The sequence below is a fragment of the Variovorax sp. V116 genome, assembly GCF_041154435.1.
GTDB classification, from domain to species: Bacteria; Pseudomonadota; Gammaproteobacteria; order Burkholderiales; family Burkholderiaceae_C; genus Variovorax; species Variovorax paradoxus.
Map to the genome: position 1 here is coordinate 3,292,278 of NZ_AP028661.1, position 24,054 is coordinate 3,316,331.

Genomic DNA, 24,054 nt, shown 5'->3' on the forward strand with positions numbered 1-24,054 from the left:
ACCCACCACCCGATGCCCCCCGAAACCAAGCCCCGCTGCACCTGGGCCCAGAGCGATCCGCTGCTGGCCTCCTACCACGACGCCGAATGGGGCGTGCCCGAGCGCGACAGCCGCGCGCTGTGGGAAAAGCTCATGCTCGACGGCTTCCAGGCGGGCCTCTCGTGGCTCACGATCCTGCGCAAGCGCGATGCGTTCCGTGCTTCATTCGAGGGCTTCGTGCCCGAAAAAGTGGCACGGTTCACCGCGGCCGACGTCGACCGGCTGATGCTGGACGCGGGCATCGTGCGCTCGCGCGCCAAGATCGAGGCCACCATCGGCAACGCCCGCGCCTACCTGGCGATGCAAGCCGCGGGCGAGGATTTTTCGGAATTCGTCTGGGGCATGGCCGGCGGCAAGCCGATCGTCAACAGGACCGGCGCAGTGCCGACGAAGACGCCGCTTTCGGAACAGATGTCGGCGGCCCTGAAGAAGCGCGGCTTCAAGTTCGTGGGGCCGGTGATCGTCTATGCATGGATGCAGGCCACCGGCATCGTCGACGACCACGCACCCGACTGCTTCTGCCACCACGCCGCGCCGCGGCAGCGCTGAAAAACGAAAAAAACCGGACGGCACCTGGGGCGCCGTCCGGCTTTTGTCTTGCAGAGGAAAGACGCGCGGCCGATGCCGCCGCCGTCCCTTCTCTTGTGCCCGCCTTCTTACAGGCCGGCTTGGCGCGTGAAGCTGCGTGCTTGCGAGGGAACCACGCTGCCGGCGAAAGCTTCGCGGCGCAGGTTCTGGCCGGGCGCGTGGGCGGCGGCAACAGCTTCGCTGCGGACTGCGGCGCGGTCGGTCGAGGCAGCCAGCACGGGAGCGACGGTGGCCGAAGCGGCGTCGCTGTAGACGTTGCCTTCGCGGGCAGCGGCGGCGGCCTGGGGAGCCACGTCGGCGCGGCTGTAGCCAGCGGTCAGGGGCTGCACGCCTTCGTAGGTTTCTGCCTGGGCGCCGGCAGCGGCGAGCAGGGACAGAGCGGCGGCGGCGAGGATGTTCGAGGTCTTCATTTCAATTTCCTTCTTGATCGGGCTTTGGATGCCCTGAAGTTTGCATCAGGATGACAAGGGAAAACCCTAGTCAAACTGAATCGCAGTGTTCATGAAACTGAAACAATGACGGGGAACTTTTTGGCGTGAGCGCCAAAGTGCACACTTGGCTTAAGAAATTCGTCCCAATCGGTGTGCTTTTTTCTCTGGCTCCGCCGGGCGGCGAGTATCGCGCAAGATGGCCCACGCATGTTGCGTGCCAGCCACTGCGGGCTCAGGAACGCGGCCAGCCGCGCACCAGCGTCCGGATCGCCACCGCGCCGCTCCCCTTGACCTCGGCGCGGTAGCTGCCCACCAGCGCTTCGCGTTCGGCCGCGGCCTGCGGGTCGTTGCGCCAGGCCAGCAAGGCGGCCACGTCCGCATCGGGCAGCGCCGCGAGCAGCGCCTGCGTGACCTGCCTTTCGAACTCGCGCGCCACCGTCAGCAGGTTGCGCGGCCGCGGCGAGGTGATGCCGCGCGACCACAGCGTGTCGACGGCCATGTCGAGCGTGCGGTCCGGCAGCGAGGTGAACTGGCCGGCGTTGCCGCGCGCCAGCTGCTTGGCGACCGAGCTCAGCAGCAGCTGGCTCGAAAAGTCGACTTCGCGCAGGTCGGCCACGGCCATGCGCTCGAGCAGTTCGGTGCGCGCGGGATCGGCTGGCTTCGCGCGTTCGCGGTTGAAGAATTCCTGCTTGCCTGCGTCGTCCATGGCGGCGTAGTCGGCACGCAGCTTCGAGAACCGGGCCACCGCGGCCTGCACCTGCGCACCCGGCGCCGCACCGCCCTTGCCCGCAGCCGCCACTTCCTGCTGGATGGCGGCCACGGATGCGGCCACGTCGAAGGACCGCGCGGCGGCCGCGTCCAGCGCCTGGAGCGCCTTGCCGGCAATGGCCTGGTCAGGAGGCTCGAGCAGCTGGCGCGCATCGCGCGACACCGCCCCCGGCGCATAGGCCGCCTGGTAGCGGGCCTGCACGCCCTCGAATTGCAGCAGGGCCTGGGCACGGTCTTGCGCAGAGGCAATGGCTGAGGCGAACAACAGCGACAGCAGCAGAAGAAAAGGCGCGCGAAAGAAGCGCCGCGAAGCGACTGAAGAGGCAAGCATGGCGCCATTATTGGCGCCCGCCATGATTGCCCGTCTCTGCCTCAGGCCGCCGCCAACTCAGCGCGCAGCAGCTTCGCCGCCGCCACCATGTTCGACAGCGCGGCCTCGGTCTCCGGCCAGCCGCGGGTCTTCAGGCCGCAGTCGGGGTTGATCCACAGGTTCCCGGGCGGCACCACGCCGGCGGCCTTGCGCATCAGGCGCACGATCTCGCCCACCGAGGGCACGCGCGGCGAATGGATGTCGTACACGCCGGGGCCGATCTCGTTCGGGTAGCGGAAGCCGCCCGCGCTGTTCTCGCCACCGAAGCCTCGCAGCAGCTCCATGTCGGAGCGGCTGGTCTCGATGGTGATCACGTCGGCGTCCATGGCCGCGATCTCGGGCAGGATGTCGTTGAACTCCGAATAGCACATGTGGGTGTGGACCTGCGTCTGGTCGCACACGCCCGAGGCGCTGATGCGGAAGGCGCGCGTGGCCGACTTCAGGTAGGCCGGCCAGCCGGCGCGGCGCAGCGGCAGGCCTTCGCGGATGGCGGGCTCGTCGATCTGGATGATGCCGATGCCGGCCGCCTCGAGGTCCACCACCTCGTCGCGGATCGCCCAGGCGATCTGCTCGCAGGTGACGCTGCGCGGCTGGTCGTCGCGCACGAAGGACCATTGCAGGATGGTGACGGGGCCCGTCAGCATGCCCTTCATCGGCAGTTGGGTGAGGCTCTGCGCATAGGCGGTCCACTCGACCGTCATCGGCGCGGGGCGCGCCACGTCGCCGAAGATGACCGGCGGCTTCACGCAGCGCGAGCCGTACGACTGCACCCAGCCATTGGCGGTGAAGGCAAAGCCGTCGAGCTGCTCGCCGAAGTACTCGACCATGTCGTTGCGCTCGGCCTCGCCATGCACCAGCACGTCGATGCCCAGTTCTTCCTGCTTGCGCACGGCCAGCGCGATCTCGGCGCGCATCTTCTCGCGGTAGCCCGCGGCATCGAGCTCTCCGCGCTTGAAGGCGGCGCGCGCGGCGCGGATCTCCTGGGTCTGCGGGAACGAGCCGATGGTGGTGGTGGGCAGCGCGGGCAATGCGAAGCGCGCGCGCTGCAGCCGCTGCCGCTGGCCGAAGGGGGATGCGCGCTGGTCGTCGCCGGCCACGCTGCGCGCGAGCCGCAGCGCCACGTCCGCGCGATGCACGCGCGGGCTGCTGCGCCTTGCAATCACTGCGGCGCGCGCGGCTTCGAGCTCTTCTGCAACCAAGTCTTCGCTGCCATCGAGCACGGCGCGCAGCACGCGCAGTTCGCCGAGCTTTTCGACGGCAAAGGCGAGCCAAGACCTGAGTTCCGCATCGAGCTTGTCTTCCGCGGCCAGGCTGAACGGCACGTGCAGCAGCGAGCACGATGGTGCGATCCAGAGCTCGCCGCGCCGCTTGTCGATCACCGGGCGCAGCGTGGCAAGCGCGGCGTCCAGGTCGGTGCGCCAGATGTTGCGGCCATCGACGATGCCGATCGACAGCACCTTGTGCGTGGCGAGCCAGTCGGCCACGCCGGTCAGCTCCTGCGGCGCGCGCACGGCGTCCACGTGCAGGCCTGCCACCGGCAGCTGGCAGGCCAGGCGCAGGTTGCCCAACAGCGGCGAGAAGTAGGTGGCCAGCAGCAGCTTGGACGCGCTGCGCGCCAGCTGCCAGTAGGCGCGCTCGAAGGCGTTGCGCCAGGCGTCGGGCAGGTCGAGCCCGAGGATGGGTTCGTCGATCTGCACCCATTCCACGCCCTGCTGCTTGAGCCGGTTCAACACCTGTTCGTACACGGGCAGCAGTGCATCGAGCAGCGACAGGCGGTCGAAGCCCTGTTGCTTCTCCTTGCCGAGGTACAGGAAGCTCAGCGGGCCGAGCAGCACGGCCTTGACCGCATGGCCGGCCTGCTGCGCCTCGGCCACCTCGTCGAAGAGCCGCGTCGAGGCGAGCCTGAACTGCGTGGCCGCGGTGAACTCGGGCACGAGGTAGTGGTAGTTGGTGTCGAACCACTTGGTCATCTCCAGCGCGAAGGCGCCCTCTGCGCCGTGCTTGCAGCCCGCATCGTGCGCATGGCCAGCCTCGTCTTCCACGCCGCGCGCCATCTTGAAATAGCGCGACAGCTCGGGCTCGTCGCCCTTGAAGCCGAAGCGCGCCGGCTCGCAGCCGAAGAGCTGGACGTGGTTGGCCACGTGGTCATAGCAGGCGAAGTCGCCCACCGTCACGTAGTCGAGCCCCGCGTCGCGCTGGGCCTGCCAGTGGCGTGCGCGCAGCTGGCCGCCAACTTCTTCCAGCGCGGCGCGGTCGATCTCGCCGCGCCAGTGCTTTTCGAGCGCGAACTTGAGTTCCCGGTGGGCGCCCATGCGCGGAAAGCCGAGGATGTGGGTACGGGTGGTCATTGCAGGTATTCCGGTCGCTGTATCTTGGAAATCGGCAATGGTCGGGCTTTTGGCTCTATGATTCAAACGAAACCTTTTGCCCATTCACTTGAAATTCATTCATGTTGCAGTCGATCCTGGAGATACGCCACCTGCGCACGCTCGTTGCGCTGCGCGACACCGGCAGCCTGGTGCGCGCGGCGCAGTTGCTGAACCTCACGCAGTCGGCGCTGTCGCACCAGATCAAGCTGCTCGAAGACCGCTACGGCGCGCAGCTCTTCGAGCGCAAGTCGGTGCCGCCGCAGTTCAGCACCACGGGACTGCGGCTGTTGCAGCTGGCCGATGCCGCGCTGCCGCTGGTGGAGGAAGCCGAGCGCGACGTGGCGCGTCTGGCGCTGGGCCGCAGCGGGCAGCTGCGCATCGTGGTCGAATGCCACACCTGCTTCGACTGGCTGATGCCGGCCATGGATGCCTTCCGCCAGCGCTGGCCCGAGATCGAGCTGGACATCGTCTCGGGCTTCCACCCTGACCCGATCGCGCTGGTGATGCAGAACCGCGCCGAGGTGGCGATCGTCTCCGAGCAGGACCCCGACGAAACCGTGGACTACCACGCGCTGTTCCGCTTCGAGATCGTCGCGCTGCTCGCCAACGACCATGCGCTGACAGCCAAGCCGCATCTCACGGCGCGCCACTTTGCCGGCCAGACGCTCATCACCTACCCCGTGCCCGACGAGATGCTGGACATCGTGCGCCAGGTGCTGGCGCCGGCCGGCGTGGCGCCCGCGCACCGGCGCACGACCGAACTCACGGTGGCGATGCTGCAGCTGGTGGCCAGCGGGCGCGGCGTAGCCACGCTGCCGTTGTGGGCGGTTCAGAACTACCTGGACCGCGGCTATGTCACGGCGCGGCGCGTGGGCGCCCGGGGCCTCACGGGGCGGCTGTACATGGCCTGCACGCAGGGCACGTCCAATCAGCCGTGGCTGGCGGACTTCGTGCGCATCACGCGCGAGAGCTGCTTCAAGAGCCTGCCCGGGATCGAGCTGCTTTGACAGGCGTCTTCCTGGGCGGCCTGGCAGCTTTTCTGCTGGACTCGGCAGCGATCCATTCGCGGAAGGCCGCCACCTTCGGCCTGTGGCGGCTGTCTTCGGGGTGCACGAGGTAGTAGGCAAAGTCTTCGAGCCACGCGGCTTCCGACAGCTGGACCAGCCGGCCTTCGGCCACCTCGTCCGCCACCAGCGCCGCCGGCAGCAAGCCCGCGCCCTGCCCTGCGAGCACCGCCTTCAGCAACAGGCCCGAATCATCGAAGGACGGGCCGCGTGCCGTCCTTGCATCTTCGATGCCCTGCGCCTCGAACCACATGGCCCAGCCCTTGCGCTCGGCATCGTTCACGCGCGGCCAGCGCGTGAGATCGGCCGGCGATGCAGGCATGCCGAGCTGCCTGACCAGGGCCGGCGTTGCAACCGGAACAATCTCCACCGTGAGCACGCGCTGGCTGATCAGGCCGGGATAGCGGCCGAGCCCATGGCGGATCGCCACGTCCACGCCGTCGCGCGAAAAATCGGCGAGCGCGGTGCTGCTCACCACCTGCAGGTCGATGTCCGGATGCGCATCGTGAAAGCTCTTCAGGCGCGGCACCAGCCAGGCTGACGCGAAGAACGGCGTGGTGCTCACCGTGAGGATGCCGGTTTCCGCGGGCATGGCGATGCGGCGCGTGGCGTCGCTGATCTGCCGGAAGGCATTGCGCACCGGCGGCAGGTAGGCCTGGCCCGCATCGGTCAGGAAGATGCCGCGGTTCGCGCGCCGGAACAGCGCAATGCCCAGGTGCAGCTCCAGCGACTTGATCAGCTGGCTCACGGCGCCGGCGGTCACGCACAGCTCGTCGGCCGCGTTCTTCACCGAAAGATGGCGGGCGGTCGCCTCGAAGGCGCGCAGCGCGTTGAGCGGCGGGAGCTGGTGTTCCATGGTTTAGCTGATCTGATCCGATTGCCTCAGAAAATCTGGTTTGCGAGGCCGCAAGGGAAGGAGGAGCATTCACTCTCCTGCGCCGGAGACCATTCTCCAGCCAATAGATATTCTGAGCAAACCCGGAGACCCGCCCTTGACTTCCTCTTCCCATCCATCACCGCGCACACGCCTCTTTCGCGGCTGGTTCGTGGTGGCCGGCGCCTTCGCCGTCACGCTCGTCGGCTTCGGCAGTGCCTACACCTTCAGCGCCTTCCTCGAATCGCTGCAGCGCGACTTCGGCGCCTCGCGCGGCTCGGCGTCGCTGGTGTTCTCGCTTGCGGGCTTTCTCTACTTCGGGCTTGGCGTGGTCAGCGGCCCGCTCGCGGACCGGTGGGGTGCGCGGCGGCTGTCGGTCGCGGGCATGGTGCTGGTCGGCCTGGGCCTGGCCGCCGCGGGACAGGCGCGCAGCCTGGCCGAGGCTTGCCTGGCCTATGGCCTGGGCGTCGGGCTCGGCATCGGCGCCTCCTATGTGCCGGTGCTGGGCGCGGTGCAGCGCTGGTTCGTCAGGCGGCGCGGATTCGCCTCGGGGCTGGCGGTGAGCGGCATCGGCGTGGGCACGCTGGCGATGCCGCCGCTGGCGTCGCTCCTCATCGAGGCGCTGGGGTGGCGCCACGCCTACCTGGCGCTGGGCGTGCTGGCCGTGGTGGTGGGCGCCGGCATGGCGCTGCTGATCGAGGACGATCCGCGCCATCGCGGGCTCGGGCCCGACGGCGATCCGCCGCAGCCGCAGGCGCCGTCGGCCGTGCCCGCAGGCTCCACGTTGCGGGACGCGATCAGCTCGCGCCGCTTCGCCGGCCTCTATGCGGCGTGCCTGATCAGTTCGTTCGGGCTGTTCGTTCCCTTCGTCCACCTGGTGCCCTACGCGCTCGACCACGGCCTGCCGGCCGGCTCGGCCGTGCTGCTGCTCGGCGCCATCGGCATCGGCAGCACCGCCGGGCGGTTTTTTCTTGGCGGGCTGGCCGACCGGCTCGGCCGGCAACTGGCGCTGCCGCTGATGTCGGCCGGCATGGCGCTTTCGCTGGTGGTGTGGGCGGTGTCCAGCGGGTTCTGGGGGCTGGCCGCATTCGCTTTTGCCTACGGCGTGTTCTATGGCGGCTTCGTCGCGCTGCTGCCCGCGCTGGTCATGGACTACTTCGGCGGCCGCAGCATCGGCGCGATCCTGGGCGTGCTGTACACCAGCGTGGCTTTCGGCACCCTGGTCGGCCCTAGCGCGGCGGGCTTTGCGTTCGACATCAGCCGCAGCTACCTGCTGCCGATCCTCGCCAGCATCGGCGCCAATCTGGTCGCGGCCGGGGTGCTGCTGGCCATGTCAAAGGCGCGTGCGGCGTCCAAACCGGGCGCGCGGGGTACAGTCGGGAATGAACCCACACACGCCCAGCGCTCCTAAGCCGCCCGAAACGGCTCCCGTCGAAGTCACGGAGACGCAGGCGTTCACCCGCGCATGGGCCGTGTTCCTGCTGCTGTTCCTGGGCGTGCTGGCGCTCCTGTGGGCCAGCGACGCCCTGTTCGGCTAGAAATTTGGAAGGCTAGGACGACGCCTTCTGCAGCAGCTTCAGCACGCTCGAGAAATCGAGCGCGCCATGGCCCGCGAGGCTGTGCGCGGCATAGAGGCTGCGCGCGAGCCCGCCCAGCGGCGTGGCGGCGCGCACGGCGGTGGCGTTTTCCTGTGCGAGGCCCAGGTCCTTGAGCATCAGGTCGGTGCCGAAGCCGCCTGCGTAGTTCTTCGATGCGGGCGCGGTTTCCATCACGCCGGGCATCGGGTTGTACTTTTCGAGCGCCCAGTTGCCGCCGGAACTGCGCCGCATGATCTCGGACAGCACCTTGGGATCGAGCCCGTTGGCCACGCCCAGCGCCAGCGCCTCCGAGGTGCCGATCATCAGGATGCCGAGCAGCATGTTGTTGCAGATCTTGGCGGTCTGGCCTGCGCCCACGCCGCCCGCGTGGAAGATGTTGGCACCCATCTTCTCGAGCACGGGACGTGCGCGTTCGAGGTCGTCGGCCTCGCCGCCCACCATGAAGGTCAGCGTGCCTGCAATCGCGCCGCCCGTGCCGCCGGAAACCGGCGCATCGATCATCGCGATGCCCTTGGCGGCGGCCGCATCGGCCACCTTGCGCGAGGTGGCGGCGGCGATGGTGCTGCTGTCGATCACGAGCGTGCCGGCGCGGATGCTGTCGAGCAGGCCGGGCTTGCTGCCGCCGCTACCGAGGAACAGGCCTTCCACGTGCGCACTGGCCGGCAGCATGCTGATGACCACGTCGGCATCGGTCACCGATTCAGCGGCCGATGCGGCAATGGCCAGGCCTTCGGCCGCGTATTTCTTGCAGGCCTCGTCCGACAGGTCGAAGGCCTTGACCGCAAAGCCCGCCTTGCGCAGGTTCAGGGCCATGGGTCCGCCCATGTGGCCGAGGCCGATGAATGCGATTTTCATTTGATGTTGTCTCCGTTGTATGTGTGGAAGAGGCTCAGGCCAGCGCAGCCAGCTCCGCGGGCATCTGGCCGCGCGGGCGCAGGTGGTCCTCGATGAAGGCGGGCGTGATCTCTTCGATGGTGGCGGGGTTCCAGCGCGGATTGCGGTCCTTGTCGATCAGCACCGCGCGGATGCCCTCGGCAAAGTCCTTGTGCGCGCAGAAGCCGAGCGACGCCCAGTATTCGAGCCGGAACACCTCCGCCAGCGACATGCGGTGCACGCGCTGCCAGAGCTCGAAGCTCAGCGCGGCCGAGCTGGATGCGCCCTTGGCGAAGGTCTTGGCGGCGGACTGCAGCCATGCATCGTCGCTCTGCAGGCTGCGCAGGCGCCTGGCGATGTCGAGCAGGTCGTCGCCGGCCATCAGCGCGTTGATGGTGTCGTAGTGTTCGCGCACCTTCGAGGGCGGCATCTCGGCGCCCTCGCCGGCGCGCGCGAGGATGCGCGAGAGCTCGGCGCGGTCGGCCTTTGGCTCGCCGCGCCATGGCGCGGCGGCAATCGCTTCGAGCACCTGGCCCTTGCGTTCGTGCGGCACCAGCACATCGGCCAGGCCGCAGAAGATGGCGTCGGCCGCATTGAGGTTGGCGGCCGTGAGCGCCAGGAACAGGCCCGTGCGGCCCGGCGTGCGGCGCAGGAACCAGCTGCCGCCCACGTCGGGGTACAGGCCGATGCTGATCTCTGGCATGGCAATGCGGCTCTGCGCCGTGACCACGCGGTGCGAGCAGCCCGCCATCAGCCCCACGCCGCCGCCCATCACGATGCCGTGGCCCCAGCAGAGGAATGGCTTGGGGAAGGTGTGGATGAGGTAGTCGAGCTCGTACTCCTCGCGGAAGAAGTCTTCGGCGTAGGTGTTGCGCGCGGGGCCGCACTCGAGCAGCGTCTGGTACAGCTGGCGCAGGTCGCCGCCGGCGCAGAAGGCCTTCTCGCCGGCTGCTTGCAGCAGCACGCCGATGATGCCGTCGTCGGCCGCCCATTCGCGCAGCTTGGGCGTGAGCAGGCGCACCATGTCCACCGACAGCGCGTTGAGCGAAGCGGGCGCGTTGAGCGTGGCGGTGGCAAAGCGCTTGCCGCCGGCGGTCTTGATTTCGTCGAAGAGAACTACGGAGTCGGTCATTGTCTTGAGAGGTTCTGGGTGCGGGGCTTCAGCGGATATCGCTGTCCCCTTCCAGCAATTTTCGCGCAACGATCACGCGCATGATCTCGTTGGTGCCTTCGAGGATCTGGTGCACGCGGGTGTCGCGCACCAGGCGCTCGAGCGGGAATTCGCTCAGGTAGCCGTAGCCGCCGTGCAGCTGCAGTGCGTCATTGCAGACGTTGAAGCCCGCATCGGTCGCAAAGCGCTTGGCCATGGCGCAGTAGGTGCTGGCATCGGCATGGCCCGCATCGAGCTTGCTTGCCGCGAGCCGCACCATCTGCCGCGCCGCAACCAGTTCGGTCGCCATGTCGGCCAGCTTGAACTGCAGCGCCTGGAAGCTCGCGATCGGCTTGCCGAACTGCTGGCGTTCGTGCAGGTAGCGGCGCGCCGCATCGAGCGCGCCCTGCGCCGCGCCCACCGAGCAGGTCGCGATGTTGATGCGCCCGCCATCGAGCCCCTTCATCGCAATGCGGAAGCCCTCGCCTTCCTTGCCCAGCAGGTTCTCGGCCGGCACGCGCACGTTGTCGAAGTTGATGGTGCGCGTGGGCTGGCTGTTCCAGCCCATCTTGTGCTCCTTCTTGCCATAGCTCACGCCGGGTGCATCGGCCGGCACCGCAAAGGCCGAGATGCCGCCCGCGCCGCCGCCGCCCGTGCGCGCCATGAGCACCAGCACGTCGGTCGAGCCGGCGCCCGAAATGAAGGCCTTGCCGCCATTGATGACGTACTCGGCGCCCTGCAGCTCGGCGCGCGTCTTGAGCGAGCCCGCATCCGACCCGGCGCCCGGCTCGGTGAGGCAGTAGGAAGCCAGCTTGCGCCCGCTCGTGAGGTCTTCGCCCCACTGCTGCGCCACCGCATCGGTCGCCCAGGTGCCGAGCATCCAGGTCGCCATGTTGTGGATCGTGATGAAGGCCGTGGTCGAGGGGTCGACCGCGGCCATCTCCTCGAACACCAGCGCCGAGTCGAGCCGCGGCAGGCCGAGGCCGCCGATGCGCTCGGGCGCGTACAGGCCGCAAAAGCCCAGCTCGCCGGCTTTGGCGATGGCCTCCTTCGGGAAGATGGCCTCGGCGTCCCACCGCGCCGCATGCGGTGCGAACTCGGCCTGTGCAAAATCGCGCGCGGTCTGCGCAAAGGCGTTCTGCTCTTCGGACAATTCGAAATTCATTGTTCGCGCCCCTTCCAGCGATCCAGTTCGGCAGTCCGTTGCCGGGTCGATTTCTCCAGACATGAATTGAACACCAGCGGCCAGATGGAGCCGCCTTCGTTCGCTTTCGAGGCCCGCTTGCAAGAGGGGTCGCGGCCCTTGAGCCAGGTGCGCTGCTCGGTGCGCAGCGCGACGCGCATCTGCGGCGAGAGCGTCTTCATCACCTCGCCGTAGCGGATGTTGAGCGCGGCGTCGGCGGCGCGAAAGTCGCGCACCGCGCAGGCGTTCATCTGCTGCTGGTTGCCGTCGGGCCTGCAGTCCAGCGGGTTGGCATCATCGGCCGCATGCGCGCCCGCGGCGAGCAGGAGAAGCACGGCCGATGCCGCGACAGCGCGAAACGCGCGGCTCACTTGAGGCTGATCGTGGTGTTGACGCCGTGCGAGACGGTGCTGTCGTCGAACCAGCGTGCCGTCACGGTCTTGGTCTGCGTGTAGAACATGATGACCTGCTTGCCGTACGGCCCCAGGTCGCCGAGCTTGGATGCGCGCGAACCGGTGAACGAGAACATCGGCACCGGCACCGGGATCGGCACGTTGATGCCGACCTGGCCCACGTCGATGTCTTCCTGGAAGCGGCGCGCCGCGGCGCCCGACTGCGTGAAGATCGCCGTGCCGTTGCCGTTCGGGTTGCTGTTGATCAGCTCGATGGCCTCGTCGATGTTCTCGGCATCGGCCACGCACAGCACCGGGCCGAACACTTCCTGGTCATAGATCGTCATGCCGGGCTTCACGCCCGAGAAGATCGTCGGGCCCACGAAGTTGCCCTTCTCGTAGCCTGGCACCGTGGGCTTGCGGCCGTCGAGTTCGAGCTTGGCGCCGTCGGCCACGCCGCGCTCGATCAGGCCGTTGACGCGCTCATAGGCGGCGCAAGAGACCAGCGGCCCCACGTCCACGCCCTTCTCGGTGCCGGCGCCGATCTTCAGCGTCCTGGCCTTGGCGATCAGTTCGGGCACCCAGTTGCGCGCCTCGCCCACCAGCACCGCGACCGACACCGCCATACAGCGCTGGCCGGCCGCGCCGAAGCTGGCGCCCGCCAGCGCGTTGAGCGTCTGCTCCTTGTTGGCGTCGGGCATCACGATGGCGTGGTTCTTCGCGCCCATCATGCATTGCACGCGCTTGCCGGCCAGCGTGGCGCGGTTGTAAACGTGCGTGCCGACCTTGGTCGAGCCGACGAAGCTGATCGCCTTGATGTCCTTGTGGTCGCAGATGCCGTTGACCACCGCTTCGCCGCCATGCACCACGTTGAGCACGCCGGGCGGAATGCCGGCTTCGAGCGCGAGCTCACACAGGCGCATCGTGACCATCGGGTCTTGCTCCGAGGGCTTGAGCACGAAGGTGTTGCCGGTGACGATGGCCATCGGGAACATCCACAGCGGGATCATGGCCGGGAAGTTGAACGGCGTGATGCCGGCGCACACGCCCAGCGGCTGCAGCAGCGTGTAGGTGTCGACGCCGTTGGCCACGTTGTTGGCCAGTTCGCCGAGTTGCAGGTTGCCGATGTTCGATGCGTGCTCGACCACTTCGAGGCCGCGGAACACGTCGCCCTCGGCATCGGGCAGCGTCTTGCCCTGCTCGGCGGTGAGGATGGCGGCCAGCTCGCCCATGTTCTCGCGGATGAGCTGCTGGTACTTCAGGAAGATGCGGGCACGCGCGCCGAGGGGCGTCTTGCGCCAGGTCTTGAAGGCGTCCTTGGCGGAGGCCACGGCGGCGTCGAGCTCGGCCTGCGTGGCAAAGGGCACGCGGGCCAGCACTTCCTGCGTGGCCGGGTTGACGATGTCGCGCCATTCGGTGGTCTTGGATTCGACGAACTTGCCGCCGATCAAGAGCTTGACGGTGGCGACCTGGGTCTTGGGGGTGGTGGTGGCGTCCATGGGGTTTTGTCTCCTGTGAATACGGGGCCTGCATGGCAGGTTCAACACGCATCCTAGCTTTGCAGATTTGCCATGACAATAGACAAATATGCGCTATCGCTTTGCGAAAATGCAGAGCCAACCCAAGGGAACGCGAGCACATGGACTGGGACAACCTTCGCTACTTTCTGGAGCTGGCCCGCTCGGGCACGCTGATGAGCGCCGCGCGCCGGCTCGAGGTGGACCACACCACGGTGGCGCGGCGCATCCAGGCGCTCGAAAAGGAAGTGGGCGCGCCGCTTTTCTCGCGCGAGTCGGGCGGCCACCGGCTCACCGAGGCGGGCCGCAAGCTGCAGCCGCAGGTCGAGGCGATGGAAAGCGCGTTCCAGGCGGTGGAAAGCACCGCGCCGGCCTCGCAGGAGGGCTTGTCGGGGTTGATCCGCATCGGCGCGACCGAAGGCTTCGGCACCGTCGTGCTGGCGCCGCAGCTGGCGCTTTTCGCGCAGCAGCACCCCAGGCTCACCATCGACCTGCTCGCGATGCCGCGGCTGGTGCACCTGTCGCGGCGCGAGGCCGACATCGTGATCTCGCTCGAACGCCCGGCGCGCGGGCCGGTGGTCGTGAGCAAGCTCACCGACTACACGCTCAGGCTCTATGCATCGAAGAAGTACCTGGCCGCGCACAAGCCCATCAAGACGCGCGAAGACCTGCGCGGCCACACCTTCATCAGCTACGTGGACGACCTGCTCTTCAGCAAGGAGCTGCAGTACCTGGACGAACTGCACCGCCCCGATGCCTTTGCTCTGCGCAGCACCAGCGTGCTCGCGCAGCACCGCGCGGTGCTGGCGGGCGCGGGCATCGCGGTGCTGCCGGCCTTCATCGCGGAGAACGACGGCGCGCTCAAGCCCGTGCTGCCGGGGCAGGCGAATTTCACGCGCACGTTCTGGATGTCGATGCCCGCGGAAACCAAGCACCTGGTGCGCATGCAGGCGGTGTGGGAGTTCCTGCGCGAGACGGTGCAGGCACAGCGGCAGCTGCTGCTGCCCGCGCCCGCGTGACGTCCAAGGCTCAGCGCCGCGGCGGAGCCAGGTCCGGAAAGTTCAGCGCCACGAACTCGATCACGAACTCCTGCGGGTCCGCGCGCAGCTGCTGCTCTTCTGCACGGTCGAGATAGCTGCGCCAGAACTGCCGGATCTGGTCTTGCACGTCATCGGCAAAGCCCATCTGGGTGCCGACCATCTCCTGCCAGGTGCCGCTCGCACTGAAGGTCTGGGCGAGCGTGGGCTCCAGCGCCTCGAGCTTGGCGCGCTTGGCGTCGTCGAGCTGGTCGATGGCGTCCAGCACCAGGCAATCCACCAGCCGCAGCAACGGCCTTCCTTCGTATCTGTTCGTCGTCTGCATGCGCCAAGTTTCTCACTGCCCGGGGCCGCCGGGCCAGGCCGGCGCATGGCTGCCCGGCGGCATCGAGGGGCGCGGCCATGCGGCCGGCGTGCGCGACAGCTGCGCGCTGTGGCGCAGCGCGGCCAGCTCGCCGAAGCCCGAGGCCGAGGTCTCCACGTAGGGCTTCAAGTCGGGCCTGGCGATCGACAGCCCGCCGGGCACGCGGCCGAGCCCGCGCAGCCATCGGCCGGTCTGCGCCAGCGACACCTGCACATGCCAGCTGCCGCCTTCCTGCTGCTGCCGCCAGAGCGCCGCGGCGGCGCCGAAGGCGATCAGGTAGCCCGTGGCCTCGTCGAGGATCTGCATCGGCAGCGGCCTGGGCTTGCCGTCGCCGGCTGCTTCGCCTTCGGCATGGTTGAAGCCCATGGCGGTCTGCACCAGCGAATCGAAGCCGCGGCGCTGCGCCCACGGGCCCTGCGTGCCATAGGCCGTGAGCGACACGCACACGATGCCGGGCGCGAGCCGCGCGAGTTCCGCCGGCCCGAAGCCCAGCGCCGCGATGCCGCCGGGCCGGTAGCCCTGCACGAAGACATGGGCCTCGCTGGCGAGCTGCCGCAGCGTGGCGCGACCCGCCTCGGTGCGCAGGTCCACATGCGCCGACAGCTTGCCGCGGCTGGTTTCGGCAATAGATTCGATGTTCGGCAGGTGCGGTGAATTGACGAGCATCACGTCGGCGCCATAGGCCGCCAGCGCGCGGCCTCCCACAGGGCCTGCGAGGATGCGCGTCAGGTCGAGCGCGCGCACGCCGGTGAGCGGCCGCTGGTCTTCGCGCAGCGGCGGCAGCGCGCGCGGCGGCGCGTCGCCGATGCGTTCGATGGTGAAGAGCGGCTGCGCTGCGATCGCCTGGCCTTGCGGCGTGGCATCCCATTCGTCGAAGCAGCGCAGTGCAGTCGCCACCAGGCCTTGTGCCGCGGCTGCATCTTCGAAGTCGAGTGCACGCCATGTCGCCATTACCGCCTCGGCCTCTGCGCGCGTGGCGGCGGCCGGGTCCAGCTTCATCAGCCGCAGCGCACCCTCCCGGTGATGCGCGAAGTTCGCGTGGATGCGCACCCAGCCGTCGGCGCAGCGGTACAGCCCGGAGAAGCTGTCCCACGGATCGGGCACGCGCCCGTCGAGGCTGAACCAGCCGGTGCAGTCGAGCGCCGCATGTTGCATGTCGACGGCCACCTGCTGGCGCGCGGCGCCGCGCAGATGCCCGAGCTCGCAGGCCGCGAGCGCCGCCGCCGCGATGGTGCTCTGCGCAGCCGCGCCCACCGCGAAGGACGACGGCAGCACCGGGTCTTCGCCCGTGAGCCGCACATGCTGCAGGGCCTCGGGCGGCAGGCCCGCCTGCTGCCAGATGCCGCTCAGGATTTCGCTCGCATTCATTTCATCTCTCCAGAACGTCCAAAGCAAAAAGGCAGGGCCCGCTCCCGCGGCCCTGCCCTTCGTCGTCGTTGCGTCGGCGCCTTACTGGATCAGCTTGGCGCCGGTCTTGGCCTGCAGCGCGTCGAAGCTCACGCCCGGCGCGAGCTCGACCACCTTGAGGCCTTCGGGCACCACGTCCATCACGGCCAGGTCGGTGATGATGCGGTCGACCACGCCCACGCCGGTCAGCGGCAGCGTGCACTTCTCGAGGATCTTGAGGTCCTCGGTGCCGTCCTTCTTCTTCGCGACGTGCTCCATCAGCACGATCACGCGCTTCACGCCGGCCACCAGGTCCATGGCGCCGCCCATGCCCTTGACCATCTTGCCGGGGATCATCCAGTTGGCGAGGTCGCCCTTCACGCTGACCTGCATGGCGCCGAGGATCGACAGGTTGATCTTGCCGCCGCGGATCATCGCGAAGCTGTCATGGCTGCCGAAGATGGCCGAGCCGGGGATGGTGGTCACGGTCTGCTTGCCGGCGTTGATCAGGTCGGCGTCGACCTGGTCTTCGGTGGGGAACGGGCCGATGCCGAGCATGCCGTTCTCGCTTTGCAGCCACACTTCCTTGTCGCCGACGAAGTTGGCCACCAGCGTGGGAATGCCGATGCCCAGGTTCACGTAGAAGCCGTCTTCGAGTTCTTGCGCCGCACGCGCGGCCATTTGGTCTTGGGTCCAGGGCATCTCAGGCTCCTTTGTTGTTCTTGACGGGGGCGGGCACTTCGCTGCCGGCGGCGGCCTGCGCGATGGCGGCCTGCGCTTCGACCTTGGCGGCGGCCGCATCGGCCGGCGCGGCTGCACTCACGGTGCGCTTCTCGATGCGCTTCTCGGGCTTGGCGTTGAGCACGATGCGGTGCACGTAGATGCCCGGCAGGTGGATGTCGTCAGGGGCCAGCTCGCCCACCTCGACGATCTTCTCGACCTCGACGATGCAGATCTTGCCGGCCATGGCGGCGGCCGGGTTGAAGTTGCGCGCCGTGAGGCGGAAGCGCAGGTTGCCCGACTTGTCGGCCACGTCGGCCTTGACCAGCGCCACGTCGGGCACCAGCGAGCGCTCCATCACGTAGGTTTCGCCGTCGAACTCGCGCAGTTCCTTGCCCTCGGCCACTTGCGTGCCGACGCCGGTCTTGGTGAAGAAGGCCGGAATGCCCGCGCCGCCCGCGCGCAGCTTCTCGGCCAGCGTGCCCTGGGGCGTGAATTCGAGCTGCAGTTCGCCCGCGAGGTACTGGCGCTCGAACTCCTTGTTCTCGCCCACGTAGGACGCGATCATCTTCTTGATCTGGCGCGTCTCGAGCAGCTTGCCGAGGCCGAAGCCGTCGACGCCCGCGTTGTTGGAGATGCAGGTGAGGTCCTTGGCGCCGGAGTCGCGCAGCGCGTCGATCAGCGCCTCGGGAATGCCGCACAGGCCGAAGCCGCCGACCGCGAGCGTCTGCCCGTCGGCCACGACCCCCTTGAGTGCCGCGTCTGCGGAGGGATAAATCTTGTTCACTCGGGCTCCTTGATGGATGGTGGAGAGTTGGCGAAAGCTTTGCAGAGCCTTGAACGATACTACGTAGTCGCATACGTAGTATTTCGTAATGGTGACCCCCGATGCCCGAGATCGATTACCGGCTGGCTTTTGAACAGGCACCCGTCGGCATGGTGGTGTCGAGCAACCGCACCATCGTGGCCTGCAACGAGCGGGTGTGCGAGATTTTCGGCGCAACGCCCAGTGCCTTGGTCGGGCATTCATTCAGCATCCTGTATCCGAGCGTGGCCGAGTTCGAGCGCATCGGCAAGCGCATGGAACCCTTCCTGAACGCCAGCGGCCGCTATGCCGACAACCGCATGATGAAGCGCCTGGGCGGCCTGCACGGCGCCATTGCCGGCGAGACCTTCTGGTGCCATGTCACGGGCCACGCCATGAACCGCGCCGCGCCGCACGAGGCCGGCATCTGGACCTTCGAAGACCTGGGATCGCGCCGCGCCGTGAAGGCCGAGCTCACGCCGCGCGAACGCGAGGTGGCCGCGCAGGTGATGCGCGGGCTCACGTCCAAGGAGATCGGCAAGGCGCTCGGCATCAGCCACCGCACAGTGGAGCTGCACCGGGCGCGGCTGATGCGCAAGTACGCGGCGGCGACCACGGCGGAGCTGGTGCAGAAGCTCATTGCGGGCTGATCGTTGCAAAAACGGAAACGCGGTGTCTTCGGAAGCCCCGTGCCGCTGCCCCTGCAGAGGTCTATCTTGGAGGCCATGCGAACAGATCGTTCGCGTTCATTCAGGAGCAGATGCCATGTCCACAGCCCTTCATTCCGAAAAGAACCTCCTTCAGCAAACCAGGCTGTCGGTGGCGCAGGCCCACGCCATCGCCACGCACCGGCTGCCGGTGACGCTGACCCTCGCGGCAATCATCCTGTCGATGCTCGGCGTCAAGCCCTGAGCACCGCAGGAGGCATCGGCCGGGCTCAGTCCGGCTTGATGTCCGCCGCCTTGATCACCTTCGCCCAGGCTGCCAGTTCCTGGTCGACGAACTTGCCCAGGGCCACCGGGTCCATGTAGGTGGCGAAGGCGCCCTGCTCGTCCACCTTCTTGCGGAACGGCTCGCTCTCGACGATCTTCTTGATCTCGGCGCTGAGCTTGTTGACAACGTCGGGCGGCGTCTTGGCCGGTGCGAACACCGCGAACCACGATTCCACCTCGTAGCCCGGCAGCCCCGCCTCGGCCGAGGTCGGCACGTCGGGCATCGACGGATGGCGCTTGCTGCCCGTGTAGGCGAGCGCCTTGATGCGCCCGCCCGCGAAATGGCCGATGACCGAGGGCGGCGTGGTGATGAACATGTCGACGTTGCCCGCGATCAGGTCGTTGATGGCCGGGCCCGAACCCTTGTAGGGCACGTGCGTCATGGGCTGCTTTGCCTGCCGCGACAGCAGCTCGCCCGCGATGTGCTGGATCGAGCCGTTGCCCGATGAGGCGTAGAACAGGCCGCCCTCTTTCTTCTTCTTGCCGTACTCGATCAGCTCCTTCATCGAATTGACGGGCAGCTTGCCGCTCACCGCGACCACGTGCGGCGCGCGCATCACTAGCGCCACCGGCACGAAGTCCTTGGTCGGGCTCCACTTGATCTGCGGAAAGAGCGCGGGGTTGCCGACGTGGTAGCCCGAGTACTGCATCAGCAGCGTGTAGCCGTCGGGCGCGGCGCGCGCCACGGCTTCGGTGCCGATGTTGCCGCTGGCGCCGGGCCTGTTGTCGACCACGATGGGCTGGCCCAGCGCGCGCTGCAGCGGGTCGGCCACCATGCGCGCCATGATGTCGGTGGACCCGGCGGGCGCGGTGGGCACGATGAAGGTGATCGGTTTCGAGGGCCAGGTGTCGGCGCTGGCCGCGGCGGCCGCCAGCGCGAGGCCTGCGGTGATCAGAAGGCGATGGGTGGGTTTCATGGTTTTGTCTCCAATGTTTTTTAGGTTGCATTCGAAGCCGGCACCTCAGGGCGCCAGCTCGGATATCTCGATGAGATTCAGGTCGGGGTCGCGCACGTAGACCGATCGGATGCGCGCGGTGGCGCCGGTCCGCATCACCGGGCCTTCGAGGATCGGCACGCCCTTGTCTTTGAGCCGCGCGATCACATCCTCCAGCGGCACGCCCGCGATGAAGCACAGGTCCAGCGAGCCCGGCGTCGGCAGCTGCGCCTTGGGCTCGAATTCGTGGCCCTTCACATGCAGGTTGATCTTCTGGTTGCCGAAGCGAAAGGCCTTGCGGTCGGCGCCGAAGGTCTCCAGCGCCATGCCCATCACCTCGACGTAGAAGCGGGTGCAGGCCTCCTCATGGGCGGTGGTGAGCACCAGGTGGTCCAAGTGGTCGATCATGGGTTCAGCTCCTTGGCTCGACGCGCATGCGCACGCGCCGCGATGTCGTTGAAATCCGCCGGCGGCGAATGCCGCGTGAGCCGGTGGCCGGCGCGCGAAACCTGGCTCGGCAAGTCGTGCTCCACCAGCGCTTCGAGTTCCGAGGCGGCAGCTATCAGTCCGCCCAGATCCATGCCGGTGTCGTAGCCCATGCATTGCAGCATGTGCACCACGTCCTCGGTGGCAACGTTGCCGGTGGCGCCGGGCGCATACGGGCAGCCGCCGATGCCGCCCAGCGACATGTCGAGCCGCTCGATGCCCGACTCGACCGCCGCCACCGTGTTCGCGAGCCCCATGCCGCGCGTGTTGTGGAAGTGCGCCGTCCATTGCAGCCCGGGGTGCCTTGCCATCACGGCTTCGCAGACGGCCTGCACCTGCGTCGGAAAAGCCATGCCCGTGGTGTCGCACAGCGTCACGCCCTGCACTTGCAGCGCCGCGAAGCGGTCGATCCATTCCTGGACTACGGCCAGGGGCACCTCGCCTTCCATCGGGCAGCCGAACACGCAAGAGAGCGACACGTTCACGGGCACGCCGGCCTGCCTGGCCAGCGCGATGACCTCGGCCAGCTGCGCGAACGACTGCTCGCGCGTCATGCGCAGGTTGCTGAGGTTGTGGGTTTCGCTCACCGACATGACGACGTTGAATTCGCCGATGCGGCTCTCCAGCGCACGCTCGGCACCGCGCAGGTTCGGCACCAGCGCGGTGTAGACCACGCCCGGCCGGCGCGCGATGCGCTGCATCACTTCCTCGCCGTCGCGCAGCGCCGGGATCGCCTTGGCGGAGGTGAACGAGGTCACCTCGATCTTGGCGTAGCCGAGCGTGCCGAGGCGGTCGATCAGCGCGATCTTGTCGTCGGTGGGAATGAAGCGGCTCTCCATCTGGAAGCCGTCGCGCGTGGCCACTTCGTTGATGAAGAGCCGCTTGCCCTTGCCTTCTTTCATACGGCCTCGCTTTCTTCGGTGCGGCGCGCCGGCCAGCCCAATCCCTGCAGGTCGGCCGTGTGTTCGCCGAGCCGCGGCGCGGGGTGCACGATGCGCCCCGGCGTGGCGCTGAGCTTGGGCACGACGCCCGGCACCTTGAGCATGTCGCCGTCGGCAGTGGTCGCCTCGACGATCATCTGGCGCGCCAGGTACTGCGGATCGGTGGCGATGTCGGCCACGGTGTAGATACGCCCGACCGGCACGCCGGCCGCGTCGAGCACCGCCAGCACCTCGTCGCGGCTGCGCTGCAGCGTCCAGGCCTCGATGGCGGCATCGATTTCTTCCACGCGCTGCACGCGGCCGTCGTTGTGCACGAGCTGCGGATCGTTCTCCAGGTCGGCGCGGCCGATGGCGCGCATCAGCCGGCGGAAGATGCTGTCGCCGTTGCCCGCCACCAGCACGTAGTGGCCGTCGCTGCATTTGTAGGCATTGGTCGGCGCAATGCCCGGCAAGGCGCTGCCGGCGCGCTCGCGCACCGCGCCGAACGCGTCGTATTCGGGCAGCAGGCTTTCCATCACATTGAAGACCGATTCGTAGAGCGCCACGTCGATGAACTGCCCCTGCCCGCCATGGGCCGTGCGATGGTGCAGCGCCGTGAGCACGCCGATCACGCCATGCAGCGCCGCCAGCGTGTCGCCCAGCGAAACGCCCACGCGCACGGGCACCCGGCCCGGCTCACCGCTCAGGTAGCGCAGCCCGCCCATCGATTCGCCGAGCACGCCGAAGCCCGGCTTGTCGCGGTAGGGCCCGGTCTGGCCGTAGCCCGAGATGCGCAGCATGATGAGCCGCGGGTTGAGCGCATGCAGTTGCTCCCAGCCCAGGCCCCAGCCTTCGAGCGTGCCGGGCTTGAAGTTCTCGATCAGCACGTCGGCTTCCAGCGCCAGCGCGCGCACCGCCTGCTGGCCTTCGGCGCTGCGCAGGTCCAGGCACACCGATCGCTTGTTGCGCGACTGCACCTCCCACCACACCGAAGTGCCTTCGCGCAGCAGCCGCCACTTGCGCAGCGGGTCGCCGACGCCGGCGGGCTCGACCTTGATCACGTCGGCGCCGAACTCGGCGAGCGTCTTGCCGGCGAACGGGCCGGCGATGAGCTGGCCGAGCTCCAGCACCTTGAGGCCTTCGAGTGCGTTCATCTTGTCTCCTGATGGGTTGCCCCAACTCTAGAAAAGGATCGCAGCGAACGGAATTGCTTTGACGGCAGCAGCCCTTCGCAAAATGCGAAGGCTTTCTAGAATGCAAGCATGGCCCTCCCCATCAACCCCGCCCGCGTCGACTTCGTCACGCTGCGCCTGTTCTGCGCCGTGGCCCAGTCGGGCAGCATCACCAAGGGCGCCGAGGCCTGCCACCTGGCGCTCTCGGCCGCCAGCCGGCGGCTGTCGGACTTCGAGGCCGCCACCGGATCGAAGCTGCTGGAGCGCAGCTCGCAAGGCATCGCGCTGACCCCGGCCGGCCACGTGGCCATGCAGCATGCGATGCGGCTGTTCCAGGGCTTCGAGCAGTTCAGCAACGAGCTCGGCGACTATTCGAGCGGAGTGCGCGGCCATGTGCGGCTGTGGGCCAACATGTCGGCGCTCACCGAGTTCCTGCCGGCCACGCTGGCCGCCTTCCTCGGCCGGCATCCGGACATCCGCGTCGAAGTGGAGGAGCAGCTGAGCGGCGACATCGTGCGCGCGCTGGTCGACGGCCTGGCCGACGTGGGCGTGTTCGCCGAGAACACGCCGGCCTACGGGCTCGACGTGGCGCCGTTCCAGACCGACGAGCTGGTGGTGCTGTGCGCCCGGCAGCATCCGCTCGCGCGCACGCGCCGGACCGATTTCAAGACCTGCCTCGCGCACGAGTTCGTGGGGCTGAACCGCAGCAGCTCGCTGCTAGAGCTCACCTCGCGCGCGGCCGAGCAGGCTGGCATTCCGATGCGCCTGCGCGTGCAGGTGCGCAGCTTCGATGCGATGTGCCACATGATCGCGGCCAACCTCGGCATCGGCGTGGTGCCGCTCGCAGCCTGCAAGGCGCAGGTGAGCGCGCTCGGCCTCAAGGTGGTGCGGCTCAGGGATGCCTGGGCCGTGCGCCGCCTGCTGATGGCCACCAAGACCGGCGAGACCTTGTCGCCGGCGGCGCAGCTGCTGGTGGGGCAGCTGATGGCGTCGTCGACTTGAAATCTGAAAGCGAGGCCGGAAGCCCGCCGGCCATCAGGCCTCGGGCAGCGGGAACCCCGCCTTCAGCGTCTCGCGCAGATGGCTCACGAACAGGTTGACCGCACGCGGAATGTGCAGCGAATAAGGCCGTATGGCGTAGATCTGGTCGGCGAAGGCGCCCGTGGGCTGCCAGTCGGGCAGCACCTCGACCAGCTTGCCCGCCTGCAGGCCCGACTGCGCGCTGAAGTCGGGCAGGAGCGCAATGCCGAGCCCCGCCTGGGCCGCGTCGCGCAGTGCCTCGCTGTTGTTGGCCGCCAGCGGGCCGGCGATGGGCACGGTCACGCGCTCGGCATGGCGCGCGCGGCCGCCGCGCCGCTCGAAGGACCACACGTTGGTTTCCTGCCCGCGGGGATAGTGCAGGCAGTCGTGCTCGGTCAGCATGGGCGGCGCCAGCGGCGTTCCCTTGCGGCGCAGGTAGGCGCGGCTTGCGACCAGCACCGAGCGCGTGTCGCACAGCCGCCAGGCCACGTGCGTGTCGGGCGGCGAAGCCGCGTGCCGCACCGCCAGGTCGAAGCCCTCCGTCGCCAGCGAGCTCAGCCGGTCGGAGAGTTCCATTTCGACTCGGATCGACGGATGCGCCAGCAGAAAGTCGGCGAGCCTCGGCAGCAATTGCTGCCGCCCCAGCGCCACCGGCGCGGTGACGCGCACCAGGCCGCGCGGCTCGCCCGCATGGTCCTGCGCCTGCAGGAAGCTGTGGGCGATCTGCTCGAAGGGCTCGCGCGTCTGGTCGACCAGCTGCTGCCCGGCTTCGGTCAGCCGCATGCTGCGGGTGGTGCGGCGCACCAGCGTGACGCCCACGGCGCGCTCCAGCTCGGCAATGCGCTGGCTCATGGCGGCCTTGCTCACGCCCAGGCGCGCGGCGGCGGCAGTGTAGCTGCCCTGCTGGCCGAGCACGATCAGCCAGTGCAGGTGCATCCAGAGCGATTCAGCTTTTTGCAGATCCATGGTGGGATTGTTCACTATAGCGAACAAACAGTTCA

Annotated in this window: 26 protein-coding genes; 8 read left to right on the forward strand and 18 right to left on the reverse strand. The window is 68.2% G+C overall.

The window, feature by feature from the left end; translation table 11 throughout:
• Positions 1–12 precede the first annotated feature (12 nt).
• Positions 13–588, forward strand: coding sequence for a DNA-3-methyladenine glycosylase I (locus tag ACAM58_RS15685; protein ID WP_012748343.1), 576 nt, complete (start codon positions 13–15; stop codon positions 586–588).
• Between the two features lie 107 nt (positions 589–695).
• Here the strand turns inward: ACAM58_RS15685 and ACAM58_RS15690 are convergent, their stop codons facing one another.
• The 3 genes from ACAM58_RS15690 to metE form a co-directional block, all read right to left on the reverse strand.
• Entirely contained in the window at positions 696–1,037 is a 342-nt protein-coding gene (locus tag ACAM58_RS15690) for a hypothetical protein (protein WP_012748344.1), read from the reverse strand.
• A 253-nt stretch (positions 1,038–1,290) separates the two neighbouring features.
• The gene (locus tag ACAM58_RS15695) at positions 1,291–2,157 is read right to left on the reverse strand and encodes a hypothetical protein (protein WP_150106790.1); all 867 of its coding nucleotides are present in this window, start codon (positions 2,155–2,157) and stop codon (positions 1,291–1,293) included.
• A 41-nt stretch (positions 2,158–2,198) separates the two neighbouring features.
• On the reverse strand, positions 2,199–4,544 hold the full coding sequence (gene metE, locus ACAM58_RS15700) for a 5-methyltetrahydropteroyltriglutamate--homocysteine S-methyltransferase (RefSeq protein WP_012748346.1): 2,346 nt from the start codon (positions 4,542–4,544) through the stop codon (positions 2,199–2,201).
• Positions 4,545–4,645: 101 nt separating this feature from the next.
• Between metE and ACAM58_RS15705 the strand changes: the two genes are divergently transcribed.
• Positions 4,646–5,572, forward strand: a complete 927-nt coding sequence (locus tag ACAM58_RS15705; RefSeq protein WP_012748347.1) for a LysR family transcriptional regulator — start codon at positions 4,646–4,648, stop codon at positions 5,570–5,572.
• Here ACAM58_RS15705 and gcvA read toward each other — a convergent pair.
• A complete protein-coding gene (gcvA, locus tag ACAM58_RS15710) occupies positions 5,541–6,485 on the reverse strand; it encodes a transcriptional regulator GcvA (RefSeq protein WP_369663086.1) in 945 nt (314 codons plus the stop codon). The genes ACAM58_RS15705 and gcvA overlap by 32 nt on opposite strands.
• 136 nt (positions 6,486–6,621) lie before the next feature.
• On the opposite strand from gcvA, the gene ACAM58_RS15715 reads away from it, so the two are divergent.
• Positions 6,622–7,914 (forward strand): MFS transporter, encoded by a 1,293-nt coding sequence (locus ACAM58_RS15715; RefSeq protein ID WP_012748349.1) that lies wholly within the window; start codon positions 6,622–6,624, stop codon positions 7,912–7,914.
• Positions 7,886–8,041, forward strand: a complete 156-nt coding sequence (locus ACAM58_RS15720; RefSeq protein ID WP_012748350.1) for a hypothetical protein — start codon at positions 7,886–7,888, stop codon at positions 8,039–8,041. Before ACAM58_RS15715 ends, ACAM58_RS15720 begins: the two co-directional genes overlap by 29 nt.
• Before the next feature lie 12 nt (positions 8,042–8,053).
• Here the strand turns inward: ACAM58_RS15720 and mmsB are convergent, their stop codons facing one another.
• The 5 genes from mmsB to ACAM58_RS15745 are packed head-to-tail and all read right to left on the reverse strand — an operon-like array spanning position 8,054 to position 13,198.
• The gene (mmsB, locus tag ACAM58_RS15725; RefSeq protein ID WP_012748351.1) at positions 8,054–8,956 is read right to left on the reverse strand and encodes a 3-hydroxyisobutyrate dehydrogenase; all 903 of its coding nucleotides are present in this window, start codon (positions 8,954–8,956) and stop codon (positions 8,054–8,056) included.
• A 34-nt stretch (positions 8,957–8,990) separates the two neighbouring features.
• Positions 8,991–10,106 (reverse strand): enoyl-CoA hydratase/isomerase family protein, encoded by a 1,116-nt coding sequence (locus tag ACAM58_RS15730; protein WP_369663087.1) that lies wholly within the window; start codon positions 10,104–10,106, stop codon positions 8,991–8,993.
• Between the two features lie 28 nt (positions 10,107–10,134).
• Complete coding sequence (locus ACAM58_RS15735; protein ID WP_012748353.1) at positions 10,135–11,289, reverse strand: acyl-CoA dehydrogenase family protein; 1,155 nt, start codon at positions 11,287–11,289, stop codon at positions 10,135–10,137.
• Positions 11,286–11,642, reverse strand: coding sequence for a lysozyme inhibitor LprI family protein (locus ACAM58_RS15740; RefSeq protein ID WP_278881339.1), 357 nt, complete (start codon positions 11,640–11,642; stop codon positions 11,286–11,288). The genes ACAM58_RS15735 and ACAM58_RS15740 overlap by 4 nt, the downstream gene beginning before the upstream one ends.
• A 32-nt stretch (positions 11,643–11,674) precedes the next feature.
• Entirely contained in the window at positions 11,675–13,198 is a 1,524-nt protein-coding gene (locus ACAM58_RS15745) for a CoA-acylating methylmalonate-semialdehyde dehydrogenase (protein WP_012748355.1), read from the reverse strand.
• A 140-nt stretch (positions 13,199–13,338) separates the two neighbouring features.
• Between ACAM58_RS15745 and ACAM58_RS15750 the strand changes: the two genes are divergently transcribed.
• A complete protein-coding gene (locus ACAM58_RS15750; protein WP_012748356.1) occupies positions 13,339–14,235 on the forward strand; it encodes a LysR family transcriptional regulator in 897 nt (298 codons plus the stop codon).
• A gap of 10 nt (positions 14,236–14,245) precedes the next feature.
• On the opposite strand, the gene ACAM58_RS15755 is transcribed toward ACAM58_RS15750, so the two are convergent.
• The 4 genes from ACAM58_RS15755 to ACAM58_RS15770 form a co-directional block, all read right to left on the reverse strand.
• Positions 14,246–14,578, reverse strand: a complete 333-nt coding sequence (locus tag ACAM58_RS15755) for a hypothetical protein (protein WP_012748357.1) — start codon at positions 14,576–14,578, stop codon at positions 14,246–14,248.
• Between the two features lie 12 nt (positions 14,579–14,590).
• Positions 14,591–15,985 carry a CoA transferase gene (locus ACAM58_RS15760; protein ID WP_012748358.1) on the reverse strand — a complete coding sequence of 465 codons (1,395 nt, stop codon included), beginning with the start codon at positions 15,983–15,985 and terminating at the stop codon, positions 14,591–14,593.
• A gap of 81 nt (positions 15,986–16,066) precedes the next feature.
• Complete coding sequence (locus tag ACAM58_RS15765; RefSeq protein WP_012748359.1) at positions 16,067–16,705, reverse strand: 3-oxoacid CoA-transferase subunit B; 639 nt, start codon at positions 16,703–16,705, stop codon at positions 16,067–16,069.
• A gap of 1 nt (position 16,706) precedes the next feature.
• Positions 16,707–17,510, reverse strand: coding sequence for a CoA transferase subunit A (locus tag ACAM58_RS15770; protein ID WP_012748360.1), 804 nt, complete (start codon positions 17,508–17,510; stop codon positions 16,707–16,709).
• 101 nt (positions 17,511–17,611) lie between these two features.
• Here ACAM58_RS15770 and ACAM58_RS15775 point away from each other — a divergent pair, with 101 nt between their 5' ends.
• The gene (locus tag ACAM58_RS15775) at positions 17,612–18,178 is read left to right on the forward strand and encodes a LuxR C-terminal-related transcriptional regulator (protein WP_012748361.1); all 567 of its coding nucleotides are present in this window, start codon (positions 17,612–17,614) and stop codon (positions 18,176–18,178) included.
• Between the two features lie 115 nt (positions 18,179–18,293).
• Positions 18,294–18,440: a hypothetical protein gene (locus ACAM58_RS15780; protein ID WP_012748362.1), complete on the forward strand. Its 147-nt coding sequence runs from the start codon at positions 18,294–18,296 to the stop codon at positions 18,438–18,440.
• A 25-nt stretch (positions 18,441–18,465) separates the two neighbouring features.
• Here the strand turns inward: ACAM58_RS15780 and ACAM58_RS15785 are convergent, their stop codons facing one another.
• From ACAM58_RS15785 to ACAM58_RS15800, 4 genes are read right to left on the reverse strand one after another with little or no spacing between them, the layout of a single operon-like run.
• A complete protein-coding gene (locus ACAM58_RS15785) occupies positions 18,466–19,437 on the reverse strand; it encodes a tripartite tricarboxylate transporter substrate binding protein (protein WP_012748363.1) in 972 nt (323 codons plus the stop codon).
• A gap of 45 nt (positions 19,438–19,482) precedes the next feature.
• A complete protein-coding gene (locus ACAM58_RS15790; RefSeq protein ID WP_012748364.1) occupies positions 19,483–19,863 on the reverse strand; it encodes a VOC family protein in 381 nt (126 codons plus the stop codon).
• Positions 19,860–20,843 (reverse strand): hydroxymethylglutaryl-CoA lyase, encoded by a 984-nt coding sequence (locus ACAM58_RS15795; RefSeq protein WP_012748365.1) that lies wholly within the window; start codon positions 20,841–20,843, stop codon positions 19,860–19,862. Before ACAM58_RS15795 ends, ACAM58_RS15790 begins: the two co-directional genes overlap by 4 nt.
• The gene (locus tag ACAM58_RS15800) at positions 20,840–22,015 is read right to left on the reverse strand and encodes a CoA transferase (RefSeq protein ID WP_012748366.1); all 1,176 of its coding nucleotides are present in this window, start codon (positions 22,013–22,015) and stop codon (positions 20,840–20,842) included. Before ACAM58_RS15800 ends, ACAM58_RS15795 begins: the two co-directional genes overlap by 4 nt.
• 108 nt (positions 22,016–22,123) lie before the next feature.
• Here ACAM58_RS15800 and ACAM58_RS15805 point away from each other — a divergent pair, with 108 nt between their 5' ends.
• Positions 22,124–23,035 (forward strand): LysR family transcriptional regulator, encoded by a 912-nt coding sequence (locus ACAM58_RS15805; protein WP_012748367.1) that lies wholly within the window; start codon positions 22,124–22,126, stop codon positions 23,033–23,035.
• Between the two features lie 33 nt (positions 23,036–23,068).
• Here the strand turns inward: ACAM58_RS15805 and ACAM58_RS15810 are convergent, their stop codons facing one another.
• Positions 23,069–24,019, reverse strand: coding sequence for a LysR family transcriptional regulator (locus ACAM58_RS15810; RefSeq protein WP_012748368.1), 951 nt, complete (start codon positions 24,017–24,019; stop codon positions 23,069–23,071).
• Between the last annotated feature and the right edge of the window lie 35 nt (positions 24,020–24,054).